Below are 22,464 nucleotides of genomic sequence, written 5' to 3' on the forward strand. Positions count from 1 at the left end.
TGAGACTCCTTCCCGGCTCGCGCCGCCTTACAGATTCGGCTCCAGCTTCAACAGGCGTCTCGATGAGCCGCAAGCCGATGCGCTTTCGACGCCTGGCCGAGGGGAGTATAGCCACAAAGGGGAGGGTCGCGGTGGCGGAGACGACGAAGAGGAAGACGGTGGCGGTCAAGCGAAAGCGGAGGCCGCACCCGAGCCCTGAGGAGATGTTGGTGCGCGAGCGCGAGCTCTGGGCTTCCGGTCTCGAGCACATCGCCGGGATCGACGAGGTGGGCATCGGACCGCTGGCCGGTCCGGTCGTCGCCGCGGCGGTGGTCCTTCCCCGCGACTCGGAGATCGAGGGCGTACGGGATTCCAAGACCCTCTCGCGCAAGCAGCGAGAGCGGCTCGATGGAGAGATCCGCGCGATTGCGCTCGGCATCGGCGTCGGGGTCGTGAGCCCGGACGAGGTCGACCAACTCAATCCGTATCAAGCAGGAATTCGGGCAATGCAGCTCGCCGTCCGGTCGCTGCCCGAGAACCCCGACCATCTCTTGATCGATGCCCGGAAGCTTCCGGGCATCGACACCCCGCAGACCAGTATCGTCAAAGGCGACAGGCACGTCCGGGCGATCGCGGCCGCGTCGATCATCGCCAAGGTCCACCGGGACGGGCTGATGCAGCGAATCGACGAGGACTATCCTGGATACGGTTTCGCGCGACACGTAGGCTACGCAACGGTGGCCCACCTCGAGGCCTTGCGCCGACTCGGCCCGTGCCCGATCCATCGCCGGTCGTATGCTCCGGTCCGGGCGCTGCTTGGGAGGATGCCGCCGATGGACGATACACCTCGCGGGAACTAGGAGGACGAAACACCATGCCGGACATCACCATGCCAAAGCTCTCCGACACGATGGAGGAGGGCAAGATCCTGCGCTGGCTGAAGCAGCCCGGCCAGCCGGTCGAGATCGGCGAAGTCCTCGTCGAAGTCGAGACGGACAAGGCCGACATGGAGATCGAGGCGGAGCAGGGCGGCGTTCTTCGCGAGATCCGGCTGCAGGAAGGTGATTCAGGGCCGGTAGGTGCCGTCATTGCGGTCGTGGACGACGGGAGCGTTGCCGACGCAGCACCCGGCGCCGCTCCCGAGGCGCCTGCGGCCACCGAGGCCCCGAGTGCCGCCGCCGAAACGCCCGCCGCGGCCCCGGTCGTAACGCCAACCCCGACTTCCGCTGCCGCCTCGGCACCGGCTCCCGCAGCGACGCCTGCGACACCGGCCGCCGCGTCCACGCAGAGCCCCGCGGGGACGTCGGCAGCGCACGCCGCCTCCACGGCGCCTCCCGCCGCCGGGACCGCGAAGGTCTCACCGCTCGCCCGCACGCGAGCCGCTGAACTGGGGGTCGACCCGACGACGTTGCGCGGCACGGGCCCCGGGGGCCGGGTGACCCGAAAGGACGTCGAAGCCGCCCACGCAGCAAGCACGCCCACCGCTCCCGCACCGGCGAAGCCGGAACCGGGGCAGCCGGGCTCCGGCACCGTGACGGTCCGACCGCCGCCGGCGAAGGCGGCCCCTTCGTTCGCACCTCGATCCGGCGATGCCGCCGCGATCCGACGGATTCCGCTCACGGGAATGCGCGCCGCGATCGCGCGACGCATGACAGAGAGCAAGCGCGAAGCCCCTCACTTCTACGTGACGACGGTCGCCGACATGGACCGAGCCGTCGAACTTCGCGCGGGTCTAAAGGCAAGCGGGGGCGTCGCGGCCGGGGTCACCTACAACCACCTCATCCTGAAGGCGTGCGCGGATGCGCTCGTTGCCGTCCCGGAGATGAACGCGCGCTTCGCGGGCGACGCCATCGAGGTCCTGCCCGAGGTGAATCTCGGAATGGCGACTGCGGTCCCCGAGGGGCTCATCGTGCCGGTACTGCACGACGCGGATCGCTCGAGCCTGTTCGACATCGCGGCGCGTGCGAGAGAGCTCGGAGAGAAGGCGAAGCAGCGGACCTTCGGGGGTAAGGACCTCTCGGGGGGAACGTTCAGCGTCTCGAATCTCGGGATGTACGACGTCGAGAGCTTCGTCGCGGTGATCAACCCTCCGCAGGCAGGTATCCTCGCCGTGGGGTCGGTCGCGCAGCGGCCGGTCGTACGCGACGGAGAGCTCCGCGTGGGCCACACGGTGCACCTCACCGTGTCGTGTGATCACCGGGCGGTGGACGGAGCACGGGCGGCGGAGTTCTTGACCGAGGTTCGCAAGCGACTCGAGAACCCCGTGTCCCTTCTCGTGCCCCAGGGCGAGGAGTAGTCCGTGGCCGATCGATACGACCTGGTGGTGGTCGGCGGAGGGCCGGGTGGCTACACGGCGGCGATCCGCGCGGCCCAGCTCGGCATGCAAACCGCCGTGGTGGAACGCGACCGACTGGGAGGCGTCTGCGGGAATTGGGGCTGCATCCCGTCGAAGGCGATCATCCGCTCCGCCGACGTCTACGACCGAGCGAAGCGCGGTGAGAAGCTCGGGATCGTGGCCGGTAGTCTCTCGTTTGACTATGCGAAGATCGTCGCCCACAGCCGCGGGGCCGCCGACCGGGTCGCGCGCGGGGTGAAGAGCCTCATGAAGAAGAACGCGATCACGGTGATCGCCGGGGAAGGTCGACTGAACGCAAGGGGACAGCTCGTGGTCGGCACCGACGTCGTCGACGCCGAACGGATCCTCCTCGCTACGGGTTCGGGCGAGCGGGTCCTGCCCGGACTCGAGCCCGCACCGCCCCAGGTCGTGACGTCGCGCGAACTGCTCGAGGAGACCACACTGCCCGGGAGCGTCGTGATCGTGGGCGGCGGCGCGATTGGCGTGGAGTTCGGCTACGTGTTCTCGAGTCTGGGCGTGAAGGTCACGATCGTCGAGCTCGAAGCGCAGCTGCTGCCGGGAACCGACGAGACGATCGCCAAGGAACTCGAACGCGTCTTTTCGCGGCGTGGAATCGAGATCCGTACGAAGACCGGGTACCGTTCGATCGACAAAACGTCGGATGGGGTCGTCCTCCACGTTGAGAAGGACGGGCAGGTCGAGGAGATCCGCGCGGAACGGTGCGTGGTCGCGGTCGGGCGGCGCGCTCGAGTCGAAGAGCTGGGCCTGACCGGGGCGGGCGTGTCCACCGAACGCGGCCTCATCACGATCAACGATCGGTTCGAAACGAGCGTCCCGCACGTCCTGGCCATCGGCGATCTCGTAGACTCGCCGCAACTCGCGCACGTCGCCGCGGCGGAAGGCATCGCGGCCGTGGAGATCGTCGCCGGGCGTAGGCCGCCCGGGCGTTTGGATCCGCTCCGGATCCCCGGCTGCGTCTACTGCCACCCGGAAGTGGCGACCATCGGGCTCAGCGAAGCCGCCGCTCGGGAGCGTGGCTACGACGTGAAGGTCGGAACGTTCCCGTACCGCGCGCTGGGAAGAGCCGTTGCGAGCGACGAGATGGAAGGCGTCGTGAAGCTCGTGACCGAGGCCCGCTACGGCGAGATTCTCGGTTGTCACGTCATCGGCGGCTCCGCGACCGACATCATCGCGGAAGCTGCCATGACGATGGGCCTCGAAGGAACCGTCTGGGACCTCGGCGGAACCGTCCACGCACACCCGACGTTCGCCGAGGGCGTGATGGAGGCGGCGCTCGCGGCGACGGGCGAAGGTGTGAACGCGTGACCGCGGCGCCGCGCCCGAACACCGACGTCTCGCACCGTTGGCTCGGCCGCATCACCTTTGACGAAGCACTCTCCATGCAGGAGGAGATCGTCCGGAGTCACGCGGAGCTCGGCGACACGATCCTCCTCCTGGAGCACGAGCCGGTCTACACGACCGGCCGGCTCGGCAAAGACGAGAACCTGCCCCCGGCTGCCGGCGCCGTGCCGTTGCGACGCATCTCCCGCGGCGGCGACGTGACGTATCACGGCCCCGGCCAACTTGTCGGCTACGTCCTCGCGGACCTCCGAGCCCGCGGCGGGGACGTACATCTCTTCTTGCGATCGCTCGAGGCCGGTGTCATCGCTCTACTTCACGACCTCGGGGTCGCTGCGAGCCGCGTGTCGGGTCGCACGGGAGCATGGGTGCTTGACGGAAATGACCAGAACGATGCACGCAAAATCGCCTCGATCGGAATCGGCGTGCGACGCGGGATCTCTATGCACGGATTCGCCGTGAACGTCTCGGTCGACCTGGCGGCGTTCGACGCGATCGTTCCCTGCGATCTCGAGGGAGTCCGCATGACGTCGGTCGAGCGCGAGACCGGTCGGCCGGCCCCGTCGATCGAGCAGGCCAGCGCACTCGCCGCCGAGCGGATTCGCGAGGCGCTGCCGCCCCGGACCTTCGCCGGAGCACGGGCATGAGCGCCGCCGTTCGCCCGGGGCGCCGTCACCCCGACTGGATCCGCGTCCGACTTCCGTCGGGAGACGGCTATCGCCGCACCAAGGGGATCGTCGCCGAGTCTAAGGTCGCCACGGTCTGCGAAGAGGCACACTGTCCGAATCTCGCTGAATGTTGGGCCCACGGCACCGCGACCTTCATGCTGATGGGCGACACCTGCACGCGGAATTGTGGGTTCTGCGCGGTATCTCACGGCCGTCCAGCCGCGTTGGACCCGATGGAGCCGACCCGGCTTGCAACCGCCGTGGAGCGCCTCGGCCTTCAGCACGTCGTCATCACCTCCGTCGACCGCGACGACTTGGACGATTTCGGAGCCGGTCACTTCGCCGCGACCGCGCGGGCGCTGCGAGCGCGGGTGCCGGCCTGTCGAATCGAAGTGCTCACGCCGGACTTCCAGGGCAACCAGGAAAGCGTCGCCACCGTGGCCACGGCACCGATCGAGATCTACAACCACAACCTCGAAACGGTCCCGCGCCTCTATAAGCGCGCCCGAGCCGGCGCCCGCTACGAGCGCTCCCTCGACGTCCTTCAGGTCGCAAACGACACCCGCGCGGATCTTCTCACCAAGGCCGGATTGATGCTGGGCCTGGGAGAGGAACGCGAAGAGGTCCTCCAGGTCCTACGCGACCTGCGGACCGTGGGGTGCGACATCCTCACCTTGGGCCAGTACCTGCAGCCGTCTCGCGACCATTTGCCGGTCGAGCGGTACCTCGATCCCGAGGAGTTCGCGGTCCTCGGGGAGGACGCGCGCAAGCTCGGCTTTCGTCACGTGGAGTCCGGTCCGTTGGTCCGCAGTTCGTACCACGCCTGGAGCCACGTTCCCGACGAGTAGGGCCGCCTACCGCCCGAATCCCTGGCTTCACGGAGTCTTTCGGGCGGACCCGCGTTGCTTCCGTCTCTGGTTTCCTCTAGGGAGACCAGCCGACTCTCGGTTCGGAAGACCGGGTCCGGGGGAATAAACGAATGCTCAAGCTCTACGATTATCCGCAATGCCCTTTCAGCCAGAAGACGCGCATCGTCTTGGCCGAGAAGCAGCTCGATTACGAGAAGATCCACGTCGATCTTCGTAAGCGTGAGCAGTTCGAGCCCGGCTTTCTCGCTCTGAACCCGTTCCACAAGGTTCCGGTCATCGTCGACGAGGAAGAGGGTGACCCTCAGACCACGATAGTCTACGACTCCACGGTCATCGACGAGTGGCTCGAAGACGAGTACCCGGAGCCCGCGCTCATGCCTCCCCCGGAGGATGCCGCCGGGCGCGCCCGGATCCGTCAGCTCGAGGATTTCGCGGACATCGCCTTCGTTCTGCCAGCCGGCAACCTGCTGACCGAGCACGTGAAGCGCGAGGAAGAGCGTGAAGTCGACCGCCTTCGTCGGGCAAAAGACGAGGTCGATAGGGCCTTCCTGCTCCTCGAGCACGAACTCGCAGGCGGGAAGCAGTTCCTCGGCGGTGAGCAGTTCACCCTGGCGGACGCCGCCTTCGCACCCAGGCTTCTCCTGCTTATCAGCCGGAACGTGGAGCTTCCCGAGGGCACCCGCGCTCTGCGGGGCTACATCGACCGCCTGCGCCAGCGCGAGAGCATCCGCAAGCTCGACGGCATCTAGGGCCCTGAACCCTCCCGGACTGGCTCGAGGCGTGCTCGTAAGCCAGAATGGTCCGACGGGGAAGCTGCGCCTGCGCAACGACCTTGGCCGAAACCGATGGATCAGGAAGAAGAAGAGCGACGACGCCAGGCCGTGATCGACTCGTACAAAGTCGTGTGCATCTGCAACAAAATTCGGCGGGGCGTGATTGATCGCGCCATCGCCGGAGGCGCTACGTCGATCGATGACATCCGTCGGCGAACCCGGGCCGCCACCGGCCCCTGCGGGTCCAAGCGGTGCGGGCCCGTCATCAAGCGTATGCTGAGGAAGCCTCAGTGATGGACTTCGCGGACACGATATCGATTTTTCCCCTGCCGAACGTCGTCCTGTTCCCTCAGGTCGAGCTTCCGCTGCACATCTTCGAGCCGCGCTATCGCGAGATGGTGACGGATGCGATGGACGGCGACCACCTCATCGGGATGGTACTGCTTCGCGCCGGTTGGCGTGAGGCCGCCGGCGGCCCGCCGGCGATCTATCCCATCGGCTGTGTCGGCCGGATCGAGAAGTACGATCTGGTCGAGGACGGCCGATCCAACCTCGTGCTCCACGGGCAGCGTCGCTTCGAGGTGAAAGAAGAACTCGAGGGGAAGCCCTATCGCCGCGCTCGCGTCGAGTGGGCCCCGATGCCCTCGACCGACAACGACGAGCGCGTTCGCGACCGCCTGCGTACCTGCGTGATCGGACTGCTCGAGCGCGCCGGCAAGACCGGCCCCGGGGAGATCTGGGACCGGCTCCCGAAGGAGTGGACCAAGCTCGTGAACTTGCTGGCCTTCGGTCTCCCGCTGAAGGAGGTCGAGAAGATGGCCCTGCTCGAGTGCACGGGCTGCGCCGCACGCGCCGAACGCATGATCGAAATCCTGGAGTTTCGACTCGCCGAGCACCAAAGCCGCAACAGCAGTGGCAGCAGTGGCAGCGGCGAGTCCTGGCACTGACGATGGGGACGATTACCGCACTGCTCGTCGCCCTGTCCTTCGTGACGGGCTGCGTGACCCTCGTCGTCGGGTATCAGGTCGGCCACGGTGAGACGCCGCTGGTCACCCACCTCAGTTGGGCCATGGGCACGCTCTTGCTGCAGTTCGCAGCGGCGTGCATCGCAGTCATGCACGCCCGCGCGGAGCGTCGGTACGTTTCTTCGCTCGAAAAAGCCCTCGAAGCGGCCAGTCTGGACGTGGAATCAGGGGGGTCGGCATGACCGGCGGGGGTCTGTTAGAACCGGATTCCGAAGTCTTTCCTCGGAGGTGACCCATGAAAAAGACGTTTGATGACATCATGGCAGACGCCAAGCGCGTCGTGCCCGAAGTACGGGTCGACGAGGTCCGTGGACGTCTGGCGGGCAACGGTAGAGCCGTCGTCATCCTCGACGTTCGTGAGAAGGAAGAGTACCGCGAGGGCCATCTGCCAGGCGCGATCTCGATCCCCCGCGGATTCCTCGAGATGAAGATGGAAACCGAGGTTCCCGAGCGCGACGCCGAGATCATCGCGTACTGCCAGGGCGGCACGCGATCGCTCATGGCGGGCGTCGTGATGAAAGAGATGGGCTACACCAACGTCGTGTCGATGACCGGCGGTTTCGGCTCCTGGAAGCAGGCCGGCAACGACTGGAGCGCCGACAGGCAATTCACGCCCGACCAGTTGCAGCGGTACAGCCGCCACTTCATTCTCCCCGAGGTTGGCGAGGCGGGGCAGTCGAAGCTCCTCGACGCCAAGGTTCTGTTGATCGGAGCCGGGGGCCTGGGCTCCCCGACCGCGTACTACCTCGCCGCAGCGGGTGTCGGCACGCTCGGCATCGTCGATGACGACGTCGTCGATCGCTCCAACCTCCAGCGACAGATCCTGCATACCGACGACCGGGTTGGCATGCCGAAGATCGAATCCGCCGAACTCACGCTGAAGGGCCTGAACCCGGACCTCAACGTGATCGGTTACCGCGAGCGCGTCGACTCCTCGAACGTGAAGCGCCTGTTCGAAGGCTACGACATCATCGTCGACGGCTGCGACAACTTTCCGACACGCTACCTCGTGAATGACGCCTGTGTGTTCATGAACAAGCCGAACGTGCACGGCAGCATCTTCCAGTTCGAAGGACAGACGACTGTCTTCGATCCGGCGAGCGGGCCTTGCTACCGCTGCTTGTTCCCGGAGCCGCCGCCTCCCGGCGCCGCGCCGTCGTGTCAGGAAGCCGGTGTCCTCGGTGTTCTGCCCGGCTTGATCGGTTCGGTGCAGGCGGTCGAGACGCTGAAGCTGATCCTCGGCATCGGGAACTCCCTGGTCGGTCGCCTCCTGCACTTCGATACGCTGTCGATGGACATCAAGACGCTGAAGCTGCGCAAGGATCCGGAGTGCCCGGTCTGCGGCGATCAGCCGACGGTGACCGAGTTGATCGACTACGAGGAGTTCTGCGGTCTGCGCGGCGACGACGCCGGCGCCACCACCTGAGAGCATGCAACCGTTCCCCGGCCGCGGACGGCTCTTCCTGCTGCGGCACGGCGAGACCGAGTGGAATCGGGCCCGCCGGGTGATGGGTCGGCGGCCCGTGCCGCTGTGTGACGAAGGCAGGGCCCAACTCGAGCTGCTGACGCCGCACCTCCCGGGGCTGGGCATCAGCTGCATCTGGACCAGCCCGATGGTGCGCGCACGGCAGACCGCCGAGATCGCGTCCGCGGCAGTCGGGGGCGTCCCCATCCGTGAAGACGACGGTCTGGCCGAGGTGGATTACGCCGACTGGGAAGGCTGCGGCTTCGAGGAACTCCTCGCTGACCCCGGATACCACGAGTTCCACAAAGACCCACTCCGCTCCCGCGTTCCAGGCGGCGGCGAGACGCTGTTCGAAGTTCGGGAGCGGGTCTTCGATGCCGCCGCCCGCGCACTGGCCGAGACGACCGACGGCCACCCGCTGTTGGTTTCGCACGGCGACCCGCTGCGCCTCGTACTGGCCGCCTGCATGGCAACCCCGCCCACGGAGTTTCGCCGCCTACGCGTCGACAACGGCGCCCTGTCGGCCATCGATCTGACCGGAACCTGGTCCGAGGCAAAGTTTGTGAACATGCGGCCGGATCTCGGCGTGATGCTCGATGCCGAGATGGACGGTGCCCGCGCGCTGCGCGAGGGCGAAGCAGAACCTACGGAGTCGAAATGAACGTCACGATCAAACTGCACACCACGCTCAAGAAGTTCGCCCCGCCCGAGACCAAGGGCACGATCCCGATGGAGTTCGACCCCGGCGCGACCGCCAAGACGGCTGCCGCCCACTTCGAGATCCCAGACGACTTCGTCGGCGCGGTCTTCATCGACGGCCAGCGCGCCGACATCGACACGCCACTCGCCGAAGGGATGGAAGTGAACTTCCTGGCTCCGATCGGCGGCGGCTAATCCGTCGGCCGCTGGACCGATCCCCATAAAAAAACCCCGAGGGCAAGCTCTCGGACAGTTCAAAGCGTCCGGCCTCGTCCGGTGTTGACGAGGAGCCCTCGGGGTCGGTGGTGACTGGTATACTCCCAGTCGACCACGAAATTCGCGGAGCGGCCTAGGAGGCCACCACCTCACAGAACACCGAATTGGGACTACTCACTGTCTGACCACCCCCTTTCTCGGCGCCGACGCAATCGACTCGCATTCGTTCGATCCGCCTTCCGTGCGGGTACCACCCGCTTCCGGTCCGAAACCGCCGATTATCCCGGCACCGGCCACGGCTCACCGACCAAGAGAGGCCATCCCGCCCCCAGCCGACTCAACGGGTGCTGTTTCACCCGAACCGCTCAAAAGAATCCTAGGCCGATCTGCGACGGTAGTCTAGACGATCTGACGCAACGTTTGTGGAACAGTGCGTCAGTGGCGGGTCTCAGCTCTTGGCGCGTGAAACGTAGTCGCCCGACTCGGTGTCGACGCGAATGACCTCGTCCACATTGATGAATTCGGGGACCTGCACGACCAGCCCGGTCTCCATCGTGGCGGGCTTCAGCGTGTTGGTGACCGTGGCGCTCTTCAGCCCCGGCGCGGTCTCCACGACCTTCAGTTCGACGTTCTTCGGGAGCGAGACACCAATGGGCGTGGTCTCGTGGAACTCCACTTCGACCTTCATGTTCGGCAGGAGGAACTTCTCACGGCCGGTGAGGTCTTCGGAGGTGAGCTCGATCTGTTCGTAGTTCTCGGTGTTCATGAAGTGGTGCTGCTCGCCGTCGGAGTACAGGTACTCCATCTCGTTCTGCTCGAGCGTGATGCGCTCGACCTTGTCCTCCGAACGGAAGCGATGCTCGCTCGAGTTGCCCGAGCGCATGTTGCGAACCTTGGTCTGCACCATCCCGCGCCAGTTCCCCGGCGTGACATGAACGACGTTCAAAACGCGATGCAGGTCGTCTTTGTGCATGATGACCATGCCGGCGCGGAGTTGCGTGGCAGAGATGTGCATCGGGAACTTCTCCTCAGGGCTTGGGGGCCATGAACACGAGGACAGTCGCGCGCTCGGGGCCTGGATTGGTCGCGCCGTGGGGAACACCCGGGCCGGCGTGGGCCAGCTCTCCGGCCTCGAGGCGACGTGTATCGTCGCCAATCTGAATCTCGACGACACCGTCGAGCACGTAGTAGACCTTGTCGGAACCATCGTGCGCGTGCGCCTTCTGCACTTGCCCGGGTTCGAAGCAGTAGGCGTCGCAGAACATGTTGGCCGAGTCGAAGATGTTGCACTTGGCCATCTTCTCGGCCGAGAAGGCGATCTTCTCCTGCAGCGTCGCAAACGCGGTCATGGAGTCTACCTTCCTACCGCCACGGCGATCGTGGCAAGCGTCAGGAGGATCGTGAACCACGACATGCCGACGATTCGACTCATCATGCTGGCAAGGCGCTTCTCCGCCGCGTCGTCGACTTCGTCACTCCAGTCGTCCTCACGAACGATGCGGTGTCCGATGCCCATCGAGATGTACACCCCGAAGAACAGGACGAAGAACGCGAGGCCGAGCTTCCAGGCCAGGAACTGCCCGAAGCTCTCGAAGTACGCGCCTCCGAGGCTCTGCTTCATGCCGGTGATGCTCCAAGCGCCGGTCATCAGCATGACCCCAAGGAGACCGATGGCGATCGGATCGTAGGCCCGAAGGACCCGGGCGATCTGCCGGCGGCGGCGCAGCGGGTCTGCGACACGCCGAGCGCTCGGCACCGCGAACCACGCGAGCCCCGCGGTCGCGCCCAGGTAGAGCCCGGTCGCGACGAGGTGAGTCCAGAGCAACACGCCTAGCGTTGGTAGCCAATCCCCCGCCCACGCGAAAGGGGCGGTTGCGCCGGCGGTCGGCGGTTGATTTGAATGCCCGACCGATGGACGACGACGCCCTACTGGCCCCGAGCGAGCCCGATCCGGACGCTCCGCTGCATTACAGCGGGCGGGTGATGCGTTTCTCGCCCATGCGCGGCATCGGTCAGATCCGCAGCGACACGGGCCGCGAGATCACCTTCGACGTCCGATTCCTCGAGATGGCCGGGGTCGGGCGGGGCGATCGTGCCCGCGATGCGCTCGAAGAGGGCATGCGGGTCGGCTTCGACGTCGGCTGGACGTCCCGTGGGCTCCGGGTCACCTGGCTCCGACAGCTCGAATCAGAGCGGGAGCCCCGTTCGGAAGGTGAAGTACCGGCCGAGGAAGCTGCCGACCAGAACCGCCAACGTGGCGATGTAGAATAGGCCGGTTGCCGCCATCGTCTGCGGAATCGCGAGAACCCGCGCGATGAGGGCGGCGATGCCAAGGGCGGCCATCGGTCCGAGAAGTAGGCGCATTCCAGCGAGCTTCCAGTAGCCGTCCAGCACGTCTCCGGACTCGGGGCGAGGCAGCGCGATGCTCGCGAAGGCGAGGACCGCGACCAGGACGCTCACCTCGAAGAAAATCGAGCGCACGAAGAACCGAAAGCACTTGTGGAACGGTTCGATCTCCATTCCGGGATCGATGAGGTACCAGTGACCGATCAGCATGCCGCTGGTCACGCCTCCGAGCGCCGCCGCACCTGCCCACACGTTCACAACCGCGAGACCGTCGAGTGCCGCCGACTCGCCCGACGCGATCCCGACGCCGCTCACGGCCAGAGCGACGAATCCGACGAGCAGGGTCGCAGCAAAGAGGCGAGCGCGTGCTTGAACCGCCTCTCCCCAGAGCGTCGCCAGATACGCGCTAGACAGCACCAGGAAAAGCGCCCAGAGAATTGCCTCCCCGGTTCCAACGCTTTCAACGCCGCGTGTCAGCCGCAGGTAGATCGCGCCGCCGCCGCCCACCCACGAACAGAAGAGGAACACGCCGCCGCTCGATTTGAAGTAGCCGCGCGCGATGTCGTGGAAGGGCGGAATGGCCAGAGCGAGAAAGCCGCCCACGCCCAGCTGGCAGAACACGAGCAGGAAACATCGGGTAAATAGGGTCATTCGCAGCGGTCCCCGGTCGTGCTATCCTGGGCGGATTCCAATTCGGAGCACGGCTCCAACCAACGTGGGAGTATCATGAGTAAATTCCTGAAAACCGCTGCTGGCGGCGCGACGATGATTGTAGCTGCCTGGATCCTTGTAGGATGCCAACCCAAACCAGATGAGGCGCTGAACGCCAAGGTTGCGGCGCTCGACGCCGCTGTAGCGGACCTCCGTAAGGAAATTAAGGTAAACCAGGCAGTCATTCTCAAGCAGTTCAAGGGCGTCAAGGGCGGTCAGCAGACGATGATCCGCCGCGGCGTAGTGATCGTCCCGGCCGGCACCGAGAAGCCGGTCCTGGGCGGAGACAAGACCGATATCACGATGGGGACCGCGCCGACCCTCGGCGATTCGGACGCGCCCATCGAGGTCATCGAGTTCGGCGAGTTCCAGTGCCCCTACTGCATGAAGTACGCGAGCGCTCTTCGCGACCTGACCGAGCAGTACCCCGGAAAGGTCCGCGTAGGCTTTAAGCACTACCCGTTGAATAAGCACGAGATGGCGCTTCATGCGGCCAAGGCCTCCTGGGCGGCCCAGCAGCAGGGCAAGTTCTGGGAAATGCATGATGCGCTCTTCGGTGCTCGCGGCCAGCTGGACCCGCTGATCATCCGAGCCCAGGCGCAGGCCATCGGGCTCGACATGGCCCAGTTCGACGAGGACCTGGCATCCCCTCTGGCGGCGAAGGCCGTGTTCACGGACCGCCGGGCAGGCAAGAAGGCAGGCACCAAGGGAACGCCCTCGTTTTACGTGAACGGCCGGTTCTACGGCGGGAGCCTGGGAGCGGTAGAGAAGGCCATCAAGGGGCAACTCGGAGGAGCCGCTCCGGCTAAGGGCTGAGAGCCTTTCTGCCCGCCGGGGGCCTTGCACCGGCCCCGCGTTGCGGGCACCTTTGAGACGAGCGTGAACACAAGGGGGGGTGCGTCATGTTGAGGCGAAACGAAGCGGGAATCGTGCAAGGATCTGTTGCGCGGAATCAGTGGATTCGGGTGTCGTGCGCGCTGGCTCTGGCCTTTGCCGTCGTTGCTTCGACGGCGGCCCCAGTGGCGGCGGAATCCGAAGTCATCATCCACAGCGAGCCCTGGCCCGGTGATCTGAGCCAGGTCTCCCCGGAAGACGACGCTTTCGCCGAAGACCGCGCCCCGAGCAAGGGAGTCGGCTTCCTGGCCAGCATGGGCAGCATCGTCATGAGTGCAGTGACCTTCCCCGTGAAGATGGTCGTCGGGGTGACCGGTGCGATGACTGGCGGGCTCGCCGGTGCCATGAACGGTGGCGACGAAGAAGCGGCCGCCGGCATCTGGAACGTCAGCACAGACGGCTCGTACTACGTGTCTCCGCAGGTCCTCGAGGGCCGCAAGCCGTTCCGCCTGACGGGCGACCACCGCTGAGTCCGGCAGTTTCCGAAGCGTCGTCGGCCTTGCTACATTGACGGCACAATGACGTCTCAGGTTCGCAAGACGACCATCGTCGAGGTTCTCGACCTAGCGTTGGAGTTGGAGCGCAAGACCATGGCGCTCTACGCCGGCTTCCTGACCACGTTCGAGCACGAGGACGACCTCCGCCAGTTCTGGTTCAACATGGCGCGGGGCGAGGCGGCACACTGCGGGGCACTCATGCTGGTCGAGTGCATCCTTCGCAACGACCCCGAGCTCGGGGGCGATGCGAAGATTCGGTTCGACATGTCGACCGGAATCCGCCTCCGGTCGCTCCTCGCCGGCTACAAGCGCGAGCAGCGCCGCGGCGTGACCGCCGGGCGCGCCTTCGAGATGGCCGTAGACCTCGAAGGCTCCGAACTCGAGGACGTCGTCGTGGACTTCCTGCAGGTCGTGCCGGATCCCGGCTGGCGAGATCAAGCCGTGAAGATGCTCGTCCACGACATGGGCGACCTGAGCTACATGATCGAGCGCTTTACCGACAACGCAGAACTCCTGGCGCGTGCCGATGCACTCGTCGAAAGCCGCGTTGCGACGAAGCCTGAGCCGCGGCCACGCGCACGGTCGCGCAAGAAGAACACGTCGGCCTGACGAGCCCCAGTTGAGCGAACGCTCGCGCAGCCCCCACACTCGTGGCAAAGCGACGGGTTGCGGCTTCGCGGTTCCGCTTTAGACTGACATTCATGGAACCACGGGTTACGCAGAACGACCTGGCCATGCTGATGCTCGGCGAGGACGACCTGGTGGCGCTGGGAGCTATGTTGAGTCTCCCGGCCGGAGTTGTCGACCTGGCCGCGGAGGAGGGCGATGAGGGGGAACCGATCGTCCCCAGCCCCCACACGTGAGACCTACATCTCCAGTTCTTCGCCCGGGCGCCGCGGAGTAGACTCCACGTAGATGCCGCGGCTTCCTGCGAGGCGGGTGATCGTCGCGCGAGCAAGCTTGCTCGGCGCCGAGTGGCCGTTCTCCCAGCGATTGACCGTGCTGACGGTGATACCCAATTCGTGGGCGAACTCTTCTTGGGTCATCGAGAGTCGGCCACGCATGTCCCGAATCGACAGCCCGTTGCTCTTGATCATAGTCTCATTGCCTCCTGGTCCGCGTTTGGGAGCGGATCTTGTACGTGCGATCGGCTGGCACCCCGCCGAACCGTCTTCGTCACGTGGCAGGAGGACAGAGCAAGCAACGTGCCTGGCCCCACGTGGATTTGCGCTGCCTTTGCGTCCAAACAGGAGGTCTCGGCGGCATTATCTTGCCGATGCGTTGCGTCGGGGATCACGCACCGGCCATGGCGCGCCCGCGCCGATCGGCGATTGCGAGTGGGCCACCTGCCGGTTATCTCATCCGCAACGAATGCTCCGGATGGTGGCATAGGGTGCCCGAGGCGGTTGCACGAGCGAGCGCGAACGTCGCTCTGGTCAAGTACTGGGGCAAACGCGATGAGGTTCGCAATCTTCCCGCCGTCGGAAGCATTTCGATCACGCTTGCCGACCTGCTCGCGAGCGCGCGTGTCCGCGTTGCGAACGATTCGTCCGCCCGGTTCACGAGTCGTGGGCATGTGGTCACGGGCTCCGCAGCCGAGCGGATGGCCGCGTACCTCGACTGGATCGCCGAGGCGCTGGGTAGTGAGGAACGCCTCACGACCGACGTCGATGCGAACTTCCCGGTCGGGGCCGGCCTCGCTTCGTCAGCAGCGATCCATTGCGCGGTGGCGGCTGCGTCCGCGTCTGCGCTAGCGGCGTCTGTCGATCTGCCGCGGCTGTCGCGCCTGGCGCGCGTGGGCTCCGGGTCAGCGGCACGCTCGGTGTACGGTGGCTGGGTCGAGTGGCATCATGGCAAGCGGACCGATGGAGAGGATTCCGGCGCGACCCAGCTTCTCGAACAAAAAGAGTGGCCGGTCGCTATGGTCGTCGCGGTCGTGAACGAGGGGCCGAAAGAGATCCCGTCACGCGATGCCATGCGCCATGTAGCTCGCTCGTCGCCGCTGTACCCCGCGTGGATCGAGGCACAGGGGGCGGACCTCGCCGCGATGCGGACCGCGATTGCTGCGCGCGATTTTACCGCGGTCGGTACGATCGCCGAAGAGAACTGCCTGCGCATGCACGCCATCACGTTCGCGGCCCGGCCTCCCGTCGTCTACTGGTCGCCCGTGACGATGGCGGCCATGGAGGCCGTTTGCGCTCTGCGCAAGTCGGGCTGCGAGGCCTACTTCACGATCGATGCGGGTCCCCAGGTGAAGGTCCTGTGTGCCCCCGGCGACGTCGAGACCGTGGCCGAAGCCATGGGTCAGGTTCCCGGGGTCATACGTGTTCTCCGGTCCGCTCTCGGCGGCGGGGTCGAGGTCCTCGAGGGGCCGACTCCGTGGAAGTGACCGCGTCGGCGCCCGGGAAGGTCTTCCTCCTCGGCGAGTATGCCGTTGCACTCGGAGCCCCGGCCGTCGTGGCCACGGTCGACCGCCGCCTGAGTTGCCGCGGCAGCACCGCGGCCGGCAGTGGGCGCCTCTCGATCCGGGTCGGCGCCGAGAATTACGTCGGCCCGCTCGATGCCGACACGCTCGAAGGGATCCCCGGTTCGTGCCGCTTCGTGGCGGCCGCGGTCCTCACGAGTGCGCGGCGTCTCGGGATGCGCGGTGTCGATCTGGAGTTCACCACCTGGAGCGACCTCGACGGAGCCGGGCCCAAGGTCGGCCTCGGAGGCAGTGCCGCAGCCGTCGTCGCCGCAACGGCCGCGACCCATGCACTCGGAGGTCGGCCTGACGAAGACCGGAAAATACTGGCGGCTCTCGGTGTCGCGGCGCACCGGCTCGCGCAGGGCGGCGGTTCGGGAGCCGATGTCGTGGCCTCGACGCTCGGCGGCGTTCAGTGGATCAGCGATCTCGATGCGTCCGACGTCCCCTCGACTGTCGCCGCCTGTGGAACCGGTGCTCGGATGCGCACCGAGCCGCTCTCTCTTCCGGGAGATCTGTGTCTCGACGTCGTGGCGACCGGCACGTCAGCGAGCACCGGACCTCGCATCCGGCGGTTCGTAGGACGAGCACGGGGCGAGGGCCCGCTGGGTGAGGGCGCGGCCAAGATCCTGGAGGCGTGGTCCGCCGGGATGAGCGCCGTCGTGACGGAGTTCCGGGATGGCTGCCTCGCCGGATCCGTGGAACGGGTGCTGCGTGCCACCGAACACGGCAGGGCCCTCCTGACGCGCCTGGGCGCCCTCACGGGTATCCGCATCTGGACGACGGCCCTCCACCGCGCCTGCGACGCCCTCGGGCCGACGAACGCGGTTGCGATCAAGCCGTCCGGCGCGGGCGGGGGCGACTGTGCCGTGGCGCTTGGCCCGGCCGGACGACGCTCCGAACTGTATGCTGCTTGGATGAGCGCCGGGTTGCAGCCACTCGAGGTGGAAGCGAGCCTGGACGGGGTGAGGGTCGAGATGACGAGGGAAGGGAACGGTCATGGCTAAGCGGCGCACCGCAGCGGTCGACGAGATCGCAGACCGGAAGCAGGCGCATCTGGACCTCTGCCTGCGAGAGGACGTCCAGGCGGCGACAAAGACGACACTTCTCGAAGAGGTGCAGCTCGTTCACGACGCGCTTCCGGACCTGGCGCTCGACGACATTGACACCAGTACGAAGTGGTTGGGCAAGAAGCTGGCGGCACCTCTGGTCATCACCGGGATGACGGGCGGCACCAAAGCGGCGTTCGAGGTGAACCGCGACCTGGCACGCGTCGCCGAAGAAACCGGGATCGCATTCGGCGTGGGGAGCCAGCGGGCGATGCAGAGCCGGCCGAACAGCGGATGGACGTATCAGGTCCGTGAGTACGCGCCGTCCACCGTCGTGCTCGCGAACATCGGCATCGGGCAGGCGCGGGAGATGGAACTTGCGCAGTTCCAGGAGTTGATCGATGCGCTCCAGGCCGATGCGCTCTGTCTTCACCTGAACGTCGCGCAGGAGATGATCCAGCCCGAAGGCGATCGGTCCTTCACCGATGGAACGAAGGTGTTCCGCAGGCTGGTGCGGAAACTCGGCACCCCGGTCATTGCGAAGGAAACCGGGTGCGGGATCTCCCGCCAGGTGGGCGAACGCCTGGCCGCAGCGGGCGTTCGGCATGTCGACGTCTCGGGCGCTGGCGGCACGTCCTGGGTTCGGATCGAAGCGCTCCGCGCCCCGAAGGCCGAGCGGCTCGGAGCGCTCTATCGCGACTGGGGCGTTCCCACCGCGGCGAGCCTGCTGCAGCTTCGCTCCACGAAACTACAGCTGATCGCGAGCGGCGGCATCCGGAGCGGTCTCGATGTAGCTCGTGCCCTGGCGCTAGGCGCGCAGCTCGCCGGCACGGCGCTCCCGGTCTATCAGGCCTATCAGGAGGGCGGGATCGACGGCGCGCGCGAGTTCGTCGGAGAACTCGTCCGCGAGCTCAAGGTCGCCATGCTCCTGACGGGTAACCGCACGCTCGCCGAGATGAGGCGGGCCGATGCCGTCCTAGGTCCCCGACTGCTCGCCTGGCAGCCAAAGGCCGGCAGCACCCGGAGGAAGAGATGAACGACGCCGGCGGGTCACGCATCCCGGGCTTCCACAACTTGCCCGTCGACGAACGCCAGACGCTCATCACGAAGCTCGCACGCCTCGATTACGAGGAGCATTCGCTCCTCCTCTCGGAAACCCCGCTGACGCTCGAGGCAGCGGCCCGACTCACCGAGAACACGGTCGGCGTCTACGCGTTCCCGATGGGACTGGCCCTGAACTTCGTGGTCAACGGCGAGGACGTCCTCGTGCCGATGGTGACAGAGGAGCCGTCCGTCATCGCCGCCGCGTCCAATGCGGCCCGCCTGGCGCGTTCCGGCGGCGGATTCGTGGCTGAAGCCGATCCGCCGTGCATGATCGCGCAGGTCCAGCTCATAGACGTTCCAGCCCCCGAGGAAGCGCGCGCGCGACTCGAAGCCGAGGCTCCGCGTATTTGCGCTCGAGTCGATGAACTGGCTCCCGGAATGGCGCGACGCGGTGGTGGGGCGCGCGGCGTCGAAGCCCGCGTGCTCGACGCGCCCGACGGCCAGAAGTTCGTGGTGGTGCACCTTCTCGTCGACGTCGGTGACGCGATGGGCGCCAACGCGATCAACACGATTGCAGAGCAAGCGGCGCCGCTTCTGGAGGAGATCAGCGGCGGGACGGCCCACCTTCGAATCCTCTCGAACCTCACCGACAGACGGTGCGGTCGCGCGTCGGTGCGGTATCGGCTCGAGGATCTCGCGATGAAGGGGCGAACCGGCGAAGAAGTCGGGCGGGGCGTAGAACTCGCGAGCCTGTTTGCGGAGGCCGACCCGTACCGCGCCACGACGCACAACAAGGGCATCATGAACGGCGTCGACGCCGTCGCGCTCGCGACCGGAAATGATTGGCGTGCCCTCGAAGCAGGGGCGCACGCGTTCGCGGCGCGCAACGGTCAGTACGGCGCTTTGTCCACGTGGCGTGTCGACGGCTCCGAGTTGGTGGGACGGATCGAGCTTCCACTGGCTGTCGGGACGGTCGGCGCGACCGTCGAAGGAAATCCGCGAGCCCGGCTCGCGCTCAAACTTATGGGCGTAACGAACGGACAGAAGCTGATCGAGATCATCGCGGCCGTCGGACTCGCGCAGAACTTCGGCGCCGTGCGTGCACTTGCGACCGAGGGCATCCAGAAGGGGCACATGGCCCGGCACGCACGGGCCGTCGCGGCGGCTGCCGGCGCGTTGCCCGACCAGGTCGAGCAAATCGCCACGACCCTGATCGCCGAGGGTGAAATCAAGGTCGAGCGCGCCCGTCGGTTGCTCTCGGGAACCTCCGGAGACGATCCCGAGTGAACGAAGGGCGCGGACTCGGCCACGGGAAGGTCATCCTCCTCGGCGAGCACGCCGTCGTCCATGGGCAGCCCGCCATCGCGACGGCTCTGAGCCACGAGGTCCGGGTCCACGCGCGCGAACGACGCAAGGGCGACGCAGATCCGCCCGACGAACTACGTCCCGCTCTCGAGGCGGCCACCGCTGCCGTCGGCGGAAGGGAAGCGGCGGCCCTTCATTTCTCCTTCGAAGGCGATCTACCGATCGCGGTCGGACTCGGCAGCTCCGCTGCACTCGCCGTGGCCCTCGTTCGCGCGCTGGCCGCTGCGAACGGGCGAACGTTGGAGGACCGGGAAGCCGCCTTGGCCGCGAACGAAGTGGAGAAGGTCTTCCATGGGACGCCCTCGGGGATCGACGCAACGACGGCCGCACATCGCGGCCTTCTGTGGTTCGAAGCGGGCTCACCACCGGTGTATGAGCGCATTGCACCGGCAGGACCTCTCTCCCTGGTGGTCGCGCTCTCGGGCAGCCGGCATCATACCGGGGAGACCGTCGGCAGCCTGGGCACACGTGCCGAGCGATCTCCCGCCGTCTTTCAGCCGATTTTCCGAGCGATCGGCGAACTCGTCAGGGGTGCGCGCGGGGCGCTCGAGAGCGGGGACCGGCGTCTGCTCGGAGAGCTCATGTCGATGAACCACGAGCTCCTCCGCGCTTGCGGGGTCTCCACGAGCGAGCTCGACCGGCTGGTCGACGACGCCCGCGCATGCGGCGCGCTCGGCGCGAAGCTAACGGGCGGGGGCGGGGGCGGAGCGGCGATCGCGCTACCCGAGGGCGACCCCGCGTCGCTCGCCCAAGAGCTGCAGGGACGTGGCTGGGAAACCTTTGTCGCGTGAGGCCCGGGAACGGAACCCGTCGGGGCGGCTGGACGCGAGAGCCATTGTCGTAGTAGGCCAGGCCACGCCATGGCGAAGAAGAAGAGCGAGAAGCCCGCCCGCCGCGAGGTACGCCCGTCGAGCTGGGCTCTGGCGGCGATGGCCGCTGTGACGCTGCTGCTCGTGTACGCCGGCGTGAGTTCGGGGAACTGGCGAGGCGTCGTCGTCACCGAGATTCAGGTTCTCGTGGTGGGCTGCGCTGCCTGGTACGGCCTGCGCTAGTGCGCTCCAGGAGCGGAGCACGCCCGGTCCCCTCGTTGGAAGGCGAAAGCGGCCTTTGCTACTTGAGATGTTCGTCGCTCCGAGGGGCGTTCCTGCTATGACCAACGAAGGGCCCCCAACGGAGCCAACGACCGAAAACCCGGAACCGACCGAGGCCACCGGTCCAGCCGAGGCTCCGGTCCCGTTCGACGACTTCGACCTTCCAGATCCGGTGCGCGCGGGCCTGAAACATGCCGGATTCACGCTCTGCACGCCGATCCAGGCCAAGGTCCTGCCGCTCACGCTCGCCGGGAAGGACGTCGCCGGCCAGGCCCAGACGGGAACCGGCAAGACCGCAGCCTTCCTGATCAGCCTGTTTACCCGGCTGTTGGAGAACCGGCACCCGCGACGCCCGGCCGCACCTCGCGCGCTCTGCATAGCACCGACGCGCGAGCTCGCCGTCCAGATCGCCAAGGACGCCGAGCTCTTGGGCCACGGCAGCGGGCTCACGATTCAGGCCGTCTACGGCGGTGTCGACTACAAAAAACAGCGCGACAACCTTCGCCAGGACCTCGACGTCCTGGTCGGAACTCCCGGCCGCCTCATCGATTACCTCAAGCAGAACGTCTACGACCTCCGCGCGATCGAAGTACTCGTCATCGATGAAGCCGACCGCATGTTCGACATGGGCTTCATCCGCGACCTGCGGTTTCTCCTGAGTCGTTGTACGCCGGCGGACAAGCGCCAGTCTCTGCTGTTCTCCGCGACGCTTTCACACGACGTCCTCGAACTCGCGTACATGTTCATGAACGAAGCCGTGAGCATCGAAGTGAAGCCCGAGCAGGTGACGGCGGAAGGCGTAGACCACACGCTGTACCACGTGGGCGTGCACGAGAAGATCAGTGTCCTCATCGGCCTTCTGAAGCGGGAAGGCGCAAAGCGTACTCTCGTGTTCGTGAACATGCGCCGCACGGCGGACCAGCTCTGCAGAACGCTCGCGCTCAACGGATACCCGGCGGAGCAGATCACCGGCGACATCGACCAGCGCAAGCGACTCAAGATCCTCGAGGACTTTCGAAGCGGCTCGTTGCCCATCCTCGTTGCGACGGACGTAGCGTCACGCGGTCTGCACATCGAAGGCGTGAGTCACGTCGTCAACTACGACCTTCCACTCGATCCGGAAGACTACGTCCATCGGGTCGGCCGCACCGCCCGGGCGGGCGCGAGCGGCGCAGCGATCTCCCTCGCGTGCGAGCGCTACGTCGAGAGCCTCGAGGGAATCGAGAAGCTGATCGGGTTCAAGATCGACCACGACTTTCCCGAGGACGGCCTCATCGTCGAGTACAAGCCGGCGCCTCGGCGCCCACGCCCCAAGGACCCCCGGGGACGGGACGGGCGCGGAGGGTCCGGTCGGAGCGACGGCCCCCGCGGACGCGGCGCTCCCGGCGGGCGACCGACCGAGAGCCGAGACACAAGACCGCGTGGCAGTACCCCTCCCGCCACCGAGACGCCGAAGCCCGTCAAAGCCGCAGCGGGGCCCGCCGGAGACGGCGCAGCGAAGAAACGTCGCCGCCGTAGACGCCGAAAGCCGAGTGGGACCGCCGGGGGAGAACCGGGCGGAGACGCCGGCGGTTCGAACGCGGCCGACTGAGCC

Annotated in this window: 28 protein-coding genes; 23 read left to right on the plus strand and 5 right to left on the minus strand. The window is 66.6% G+C overall.

The window, feature by feature from the left end:
- Nucleotides 1-77: 77 nt before the first annotated feature.
- The 11 genes from P8R42_13225 to P8R42_13275 all read left to right on the plus strand — a co-directional run bounded on the left by P8R42_13225 (nucleotide 78) and on the right by P8R42_13275 (nucleotide 9,388).
- A complete protein-coding gene (locus P8R42_13225) occupies nucleotides 78-839 on the plus strand; it encodes a ribonuclease HII (GenBank protein ID MDG2305576.1) in 762 nt (253 codons plus the stop codon).
- A 14-nt stretch (nucleotides 840-853) separates the two neighbouring features.
- Nucleotides 854-2,275, plus strand: a complete 1,422-nt coding sequence (locus P8R42_13230; GenBank protein ID MDG2305577.1) for a dihydrolipoamide acetyltransferase family protein — start codon at nucleotides 854-856, stop codon at nucleotides 2,273-2,275.
- A 3-nt stretch (nucleotides 2,276-2,278) separates the two neighbouring features.
- Nucleotides 2,279-3,661 carry a dihydrolipoyl dehydrogenase gene (gene lpdA / locus P8R42_13235; protein MDG2305578.1) on the plus strand — a complete coding sequence of 461 codons (1,383 nt, stop codon included), beginning with the start codon at nucleotides 2,279-2,281 and terminating at the stop codon, nucleotides 3,659-3,661.
- Entirely contained in the window at nucleotides 3,658-4,341 is a 684-nt protein-coding gene (lipB, locus tag P8R42_13240) for a lipoyl(octanoyl) transferase LipB (protein ID MDG2305579.1), read from the plus strand. The genes lpdA and lipB overlap by 4 nt, the downstream gene beginning before the upstream one ends.
- On the plus strand, nucleotides 4,338-5,210 hold the full coding sequence (gene lipA / locus P8R42_13245) for a lipoyl synthase (protein MDG2305580.1): 873 nt from the start codon (nucleotides 4,338-4,340) through the stop codon (nucleotides 5,208-5,210). The genes lipB and lipA overlap by 4 nt, the downstream gene beginning before the upstream one ends.
- Nucleotides 5,211-5,341: 131 nt before the next feature.
- Complete coding sequence (locus tag P8R42_13250) at nucleotides 5,342-5,980, plus strand: glutathione S-transferase family protein (GenBank protein MDG2305581.1); 639 nt, start codon at nucleotides 5,342-5,344, stop codon at nucleotides 5,978-5,980.
- Nucleotides 5,981-6,297: 317 nt separating this feature from the next.
- Nucleotides 6,298-6,951, plus strand: a complete 654-nt coding sequence (locus P8R42_13255) for an LON peptidase substrate-binding domain-containing protein (protein MDG2305582.1) — start codon at nucleotides 6,298-6,300, stop codon at nucleotides 6,949-6,951.
- A 2-nt stretch (nucleotides 6,952-6,953) separates the two neighbouring features.
- On the plus strand, nucleotides 6,954-7,211 hold the full coding sequence (locus tag P8R42_13260) for a hypothetical protein (protein MDG2305583.1): 258 nt from the start codon (nucleotides 6,954-6,956) through the stop codon (nucleotides 7,209-7,211).
- A gap of 53 nt (nucleotides 7,212-7,264) precedes the next feature.
- Entirely contained in the window at nucleotides 7,265-8,455 is a 1,191-nt protein-coding gene (gene moeB, locus P8R42_13265; protein ID MDG2305584.1) for a molybdopterin-synthase adenylyltransferase MoeB, read from the plus strand.
- 4 nt (nucleotides 8,456-8,459) lie between these two features.
- Entirely contained in the window at nucleotides 8,460-9,155 is a 696-nt protein-coding gene (locus P8R42_13270) for a histidine phosphatase family protein (protein ID MDG2305585.1), read from the plus strand.
- On the plus strand, nucleotides 9,152-9,388 hold the full coding sequence (locus tag P8R42_13275) for a hypothetical protein (GenBank protein ID MDG2305586.1): 237 nt from the start codon (nucleotides 9,152-9,154) through the stop codon (nucleotides 9,386-9,388). The genes P8R42_13270 and P8R42_13275 overlap by 4 nt, the downstream gene beginning before the upstream one ends.
- Before the next feature lie 469 nt (nucleotides 9,389-9,857).
- Here P8R42_13275 and efp read toward each other — a convergent pair whose 3' ends face one another.
- The 3 genes from efp to P8R42_13290 are packed head-to-tail and all read right to left on the minus strand — an operon-like array spanning nucleotide 9,858 to nucleotide 11,237.
- Nucleotides 9,858-10,424 carry an elongation factor P gene (gene efp, locus P8R42_13280; GenBank protein MDG2305587.1) on the minus strand — a complete coding sequence of 189 codons (567 nt, stop codon included), beginning with the start codon at nucleotides 10,422-10,424 and terminating at the stop codon, nucleotides 9,858-9,860.
- Nucleotides 10,425-10,437: 13 nt separating this feature from the next.
- Complete coding sequence (locus P8R42_13285; protein ID MDG2305588.1) at nucleotides 10,438-10,758, minus strand: cupin domain-containing protein; 321 nt, start codon at nucleotides 10,756-10,758, stop codon at nucleotides 10,438-10,440.
- A 5-nt stretch (nucleotides 10,759-10,763) separates the two neighbouring features.
- Entirely contained in the window at nucleotides 10,764-11,237 is a 474-nt protein-coding gene (locus tag P8R42_13290; protein ID MDG2305589.1) for a hypothetical protein, read from the minus strand.
- Nucleotides 11,238-11,320: 83 nt separating this feature from the next.
- Here P8R42_13290 and P8R42_13295 point away from each other — a divergent pair, with 83 nt between their 5' ends.
- Nucleotides 11,321-11,680 carry a hypothetical protein gene (locus P8R42_13295; GenBank protein MDG2305590.1) on the plus strand — a complete coding sequence of 120 codons (360 nt, stop codon included), beginning with the start codon at nucleotides 11,321-11,323 and terminating at the stop codon, nucleotides 11,678-11,680.
- Here P8R42_13295 and P8R42_13300 read toward each other — a convergent pair.
- A complete protein-coding gene (locus P8R42_13300) occupies nucleotides 11,597-12,406 on the minus strand; it encodes a hypothetical protein (protein ID MDG2305591.1) in 810 nt (269 codons plus the stop codon). The genes P8R42_13295 and P8R42_13300 overlap by 84 nt on opposite strands.
- A gap of 75 nt (nucleotides 12,407-12,481) precedes the next feature.
- On the opposite strand from P8R42_13300, the gene P8R42_13305 reads away from it, so the two are divergent.
- The 4 genes from P8R42_13305 to P8R42_13320 all read left to right on the plus strand — a co-directional run bounded on the left by P8R42_13305 (nucleotide 12,482) and on the right by P8R42_13320 (nucleotide 14,720).
- Nucleotides 12,482-13,282, plus strand: coding sequence for a thioredoxin domain-containing protein (locus tag P8R42_13305; protein MDG2305592.1), 801 nt, complete (start codon nucleotides 12,482-12,484; stop codon nucleotides 13,280-13,282).
- Nucleotides 13,283-13,368: 86 nt separating this feature from the next.
- Nucleotides 13,369-13,830: a hypothetical protein gene (locus tag P8R42_13310; GenBank protein MDG2305593.1), complete on the plus strand. Its 462-nt coding sequence runs from the start codon at nucleotides 13,369-13,371 to the stop codon at nucleotides 13,828-13,830.
- A 48-nt stretch (nucleotides 13,831-13,878) separates the two neighbouring features.
- On the plus strand, nucleotides 13,879-14,466 hold the full coding sequence (locus tag P8R42_13315; protein MDG2305594.1) for a hypothetical protein: 588 nt from the start codon (nucleotides 13,879-13,881) through the stop codon (nucleotides 14,464-14,466).
- 92 nt (nucleotides 14,467-14,558) lie between these two features.
- Nucleotides 14,559-14,720 (plus strand): hypothetical protein, encoded by a 162-nt coding sequence (locus P8R42_13320; GenBank protein ID MDG2305595.1) that lies wholly within the window; start codon nucleotides 14,559-14,561, stop codon nucleotides 14,718-14,720.
- Nucleotides 14,721-14,723: 3 nt separating this feature from the next.
- Here the strand turns inward: P8R42_13320 and P8R42_13325 are convergent, their stop codons facing one another.
- On the minus strand, nucleotides 14,724-14,954 hold the full coding sequence (locus P8R42_13325; protein ID MDG2305596.1) for a helix-turn-helix transcriptional regulator: 231 nt from the start codon (nucleotides 14,952-14,954) through the stop codon (nucleotides 14,724-14,726).
- A gap of 296 nt (nucleotides 14,955-15,250) precedes the next feature.
- Here P8R42_13325 and mvaD point away from each other — a divergent pair, with 296 nt between their 5' ends.
- From mvaD to P8R42_13360, 7 genes are all read left to right on the plus strand, one after another.
- Nucleotides 15,251-16,246: a diphosphomevalonate decarboxylase gene (gene mvaD, locus P8R42_13330; protein ID MDG2305597.1), complete on the plus strand. Its 996-nt coding sequence runs from the start codon at nucleotides 15,251-15,253 to the stop codon at nucleotides 16,244-16,246.
- Nucleotides 16,237-17,328, plus strand: a complete 1,092-nt coding sequence (locus P8R42_13335; GenBank protein ID MDG2305598.1) for a hypothetical protein — start codon at nucleotides 16,237-16,239, stop codon at nucleotides 17,326-17,328. The genes mvaD and P8R42_13335 overlap by 10 nt, the downstream gene beginning before the upstream one ends.
- A complete protein-coding gene (gene fni / locus P8R42_13340) occupies nucleotides 17,321-18,406 on the plus strand; it encodes a type 2 isopentenyl-diphosphate Delta-isomerase (protein ID MDG2305599.1) in 1,086 nt (361 codons plus the stop codon). Before P8R42_13335 ends, fni begins: the two co-directional genes overlap by 8 nt.
- Nucleotides 18,403-19,701 carry a hydroxymethylglutaryl-CoA reductase, degradative gene (locus P8R42_13345; GenBank protein MDG2305600.1) on the plus strand — a complete coding sequence of 433 codons (1,299 nt, stop codon included), beginning with the start codon at nucleotides 18,403-18,405 and terminating at the stop codon, nucleotides 19,699-19,701. The genes fni and P8R42_13345 overlap by 4 nt, the downstream gene beginning before the upstream one ends.
- Nucleotides 19,698-20,570, plus strand: a complete 873-nt coding sequence (mvk, locus tag P8R42_13350) for a mevalonate kinase (protein ID MDG2305601.1) — start codon at nucleotides 19,698-19,700, stop codon at nucleotides 20,568-20,570. Before P8R42_13345 ends, mvk begins: the two co-directional genes overlap by 4 nt.
- A gap of 69 nt (nucleotides 20,571-20,639) precedes the next feature.
- Nucleotides 20,640-20,831, plus strand: a complete 192-nt coding sequence (locus tag P8R42_13355) for a hypothetical protein (GenBank protein ID MDG2305602.1) — start codon at nucleotides 20,640-20,642, stop codon at nucleotides 20,829-20,831.
- Between the two features lie 97 nt (nucleotides 20,832-20,928).
- Nucleotides 20,929-22,461 carry a DEAD/DEAH box helicase gene (locus P8R42_13360; GenBank protein ID MDG2305603.1) on the plus strand — a complete coding sequence of 511 codons (1,533 nt, stop codon included), beginning with the start codon at nucleotides 20,929-20,931 and terminating at the stop codon, nucleotides 22,459-22,461.
- Nucleotides 22,462-22,464: the final 3 nt, after the last annotated feature.

The sequence above is a fragment of the Candidatus Binatia bacterium genome (genome assembly GCA_029243485.1).
GTDB lineage: Bacteria > Desulfobacterota > Binatia > UBA12015 > UBA12015 > VGTG01.

Bases quoted from the DNA above. Each gene is read 5' to 3' on its own strand.
- fni (MDG2305599.1), top strand. From the start codon at position 17,321: ATGGCTAAGCGGCGCACCGCAGCGGTCGACGAGATCGCAGACCGGAAG.
- P8R42_13225 (MDG2305576.1), top strand. From the start codon at position 78: ATGCGCTTTCGACGCCTGGCCGAGGGGAGTATAGCCACAAAGGGGAGG.
- P8R42_13255 (MDG2305582.1), top strand. From the start codon at position 6,298: ATGGACTTCGCGGACACGATATCGATTTTTCCCCTGCCGAACGTCGTC.
- P8R42_13285 (MDG2305588.1), bottom strand. From the start codon at position 10,758: ATGACCGCGTTTGCGACGCTGCAGGAGAAGATCGCCTTCTCGGCCGAG.
- P8R42_13270 (MDG2305585.1), top strand. From the start codon at position 8,460: ATGCAACCGTTCCCCGGCCGCGGACGGCTCTTCCTGCTGCGGCACGGC.
- moeB (MDG2305584.1), top strand. From the start codon at position 7,265: ATGAAAAAGACGTTTGATGACATCATGGCAGACGCCAAGCGCGTCGTG.
- P8R42_13345 (MDG2305600.1), top strand. From the start codon at position 18,403: ATGAACGACGCCGGCGGGTCACGCATCCCGGGCTTCCACAACTTGCCC.
- P8R42_13305 (MDG2305592.1), top strand. From the start codon at position 12,482: ATGAGTAAATTCCTGAAAACCGCTGCTGGCGGCGCGACGATGATTGTA.
- P8R42_13320 (MDG2305595.1), top strand. From the start codon at position 14,559: ATGGAACCACGGGTTACGCAGAACGACCTGGCCATGCTGATGCTCGGC.
- P8R42_13355 (MDG2305602.1), top strand. From the start codon at position 20,640: ATGGCGAAGAAGAAGAGCGAGAAGCCCGCCCGCCGCGAGGTACGCCCG.
- P8R42_13300 (MDG2305591.1), bottom strand. From the start codon at position 12,406: ATGACCCTATTTACCCGATGTTTCCTGCTCGTGTTCTGCCAGCTGGGC.
- P8R42_13275 (MDG2305586.1), top strand. From the start codon at position 9,152: ATGAACGTCACGATCAAACTGCACACCACGCTCAAGAAGTTCGCCCCG.
- P8R42_13230 (MDG2305577.1), top strand. From the start codon at position 854: ATGCCGGACATCACCATGCCAAAGCTCTCCGACACGATGGAGGAGGGC.
- P8R42_13315 (MDG2305594.1), top strand. From the start codon at position 13,879: ATGACGTCTCAGGTTCGCAAGACGACCATCGTCGAGGTTCTCGACCTA.
- P8R42_13295 (MDG2305590.1), top strand. From the start codon at position 11,321: ATGGACGACGACGCCCTACTGGCCCCGAGCGAGCCCGATCCGGACGCT.
- P8R42_13260 (MDG2305583.1), top strand. From the start codon at position 6,954: ATGGGGACGATTACCGCACTGCTCGTCGCCCTGTCCTTCGTGACGGGC.
- P8R42_13360 (MDG2305603.1), top strand. From the start codon at position 20,929: ATGACCAACGAAGGGCCCCCAACGGAGCCAACGACCGAAAACCCGGAA.
- efp (MDG2305587.1), bottom strand. From the start codon at position 10,424: ATGCACATCTCTGCCACGCAACTCCGCGCCGGCATGGTCATCATGCAC.
- P8R42_13250 (MDG2305581.1), top strand. From the start codon at position 5,342: ATGCTCAAGCTCTACGATTATCCGCAATGCCCTTTCAGCCAGAAGACG.
- lipA (MDG2305580.1), top strand. From the start codon at position 4,338: ATGAGCGCCGCCGTTCGCCCGGGGCGCCGTCACCCCGACTGGATCCGC.
- P8R42_13325 (MDG2305596.1), bottom strand. From the start codon at position 14,954: ATGATCAAGAGCAACGGGCTGTCGATTCGGGACATGCGTGGCCGACTC.
- P8R42_13310 (MDG2305593.1), top strand. From the start codon at position 13,369: ATGTTGAGGCGAAACGAAGCGGGAATCGTGCAAGGATCTGTTGCGCGG.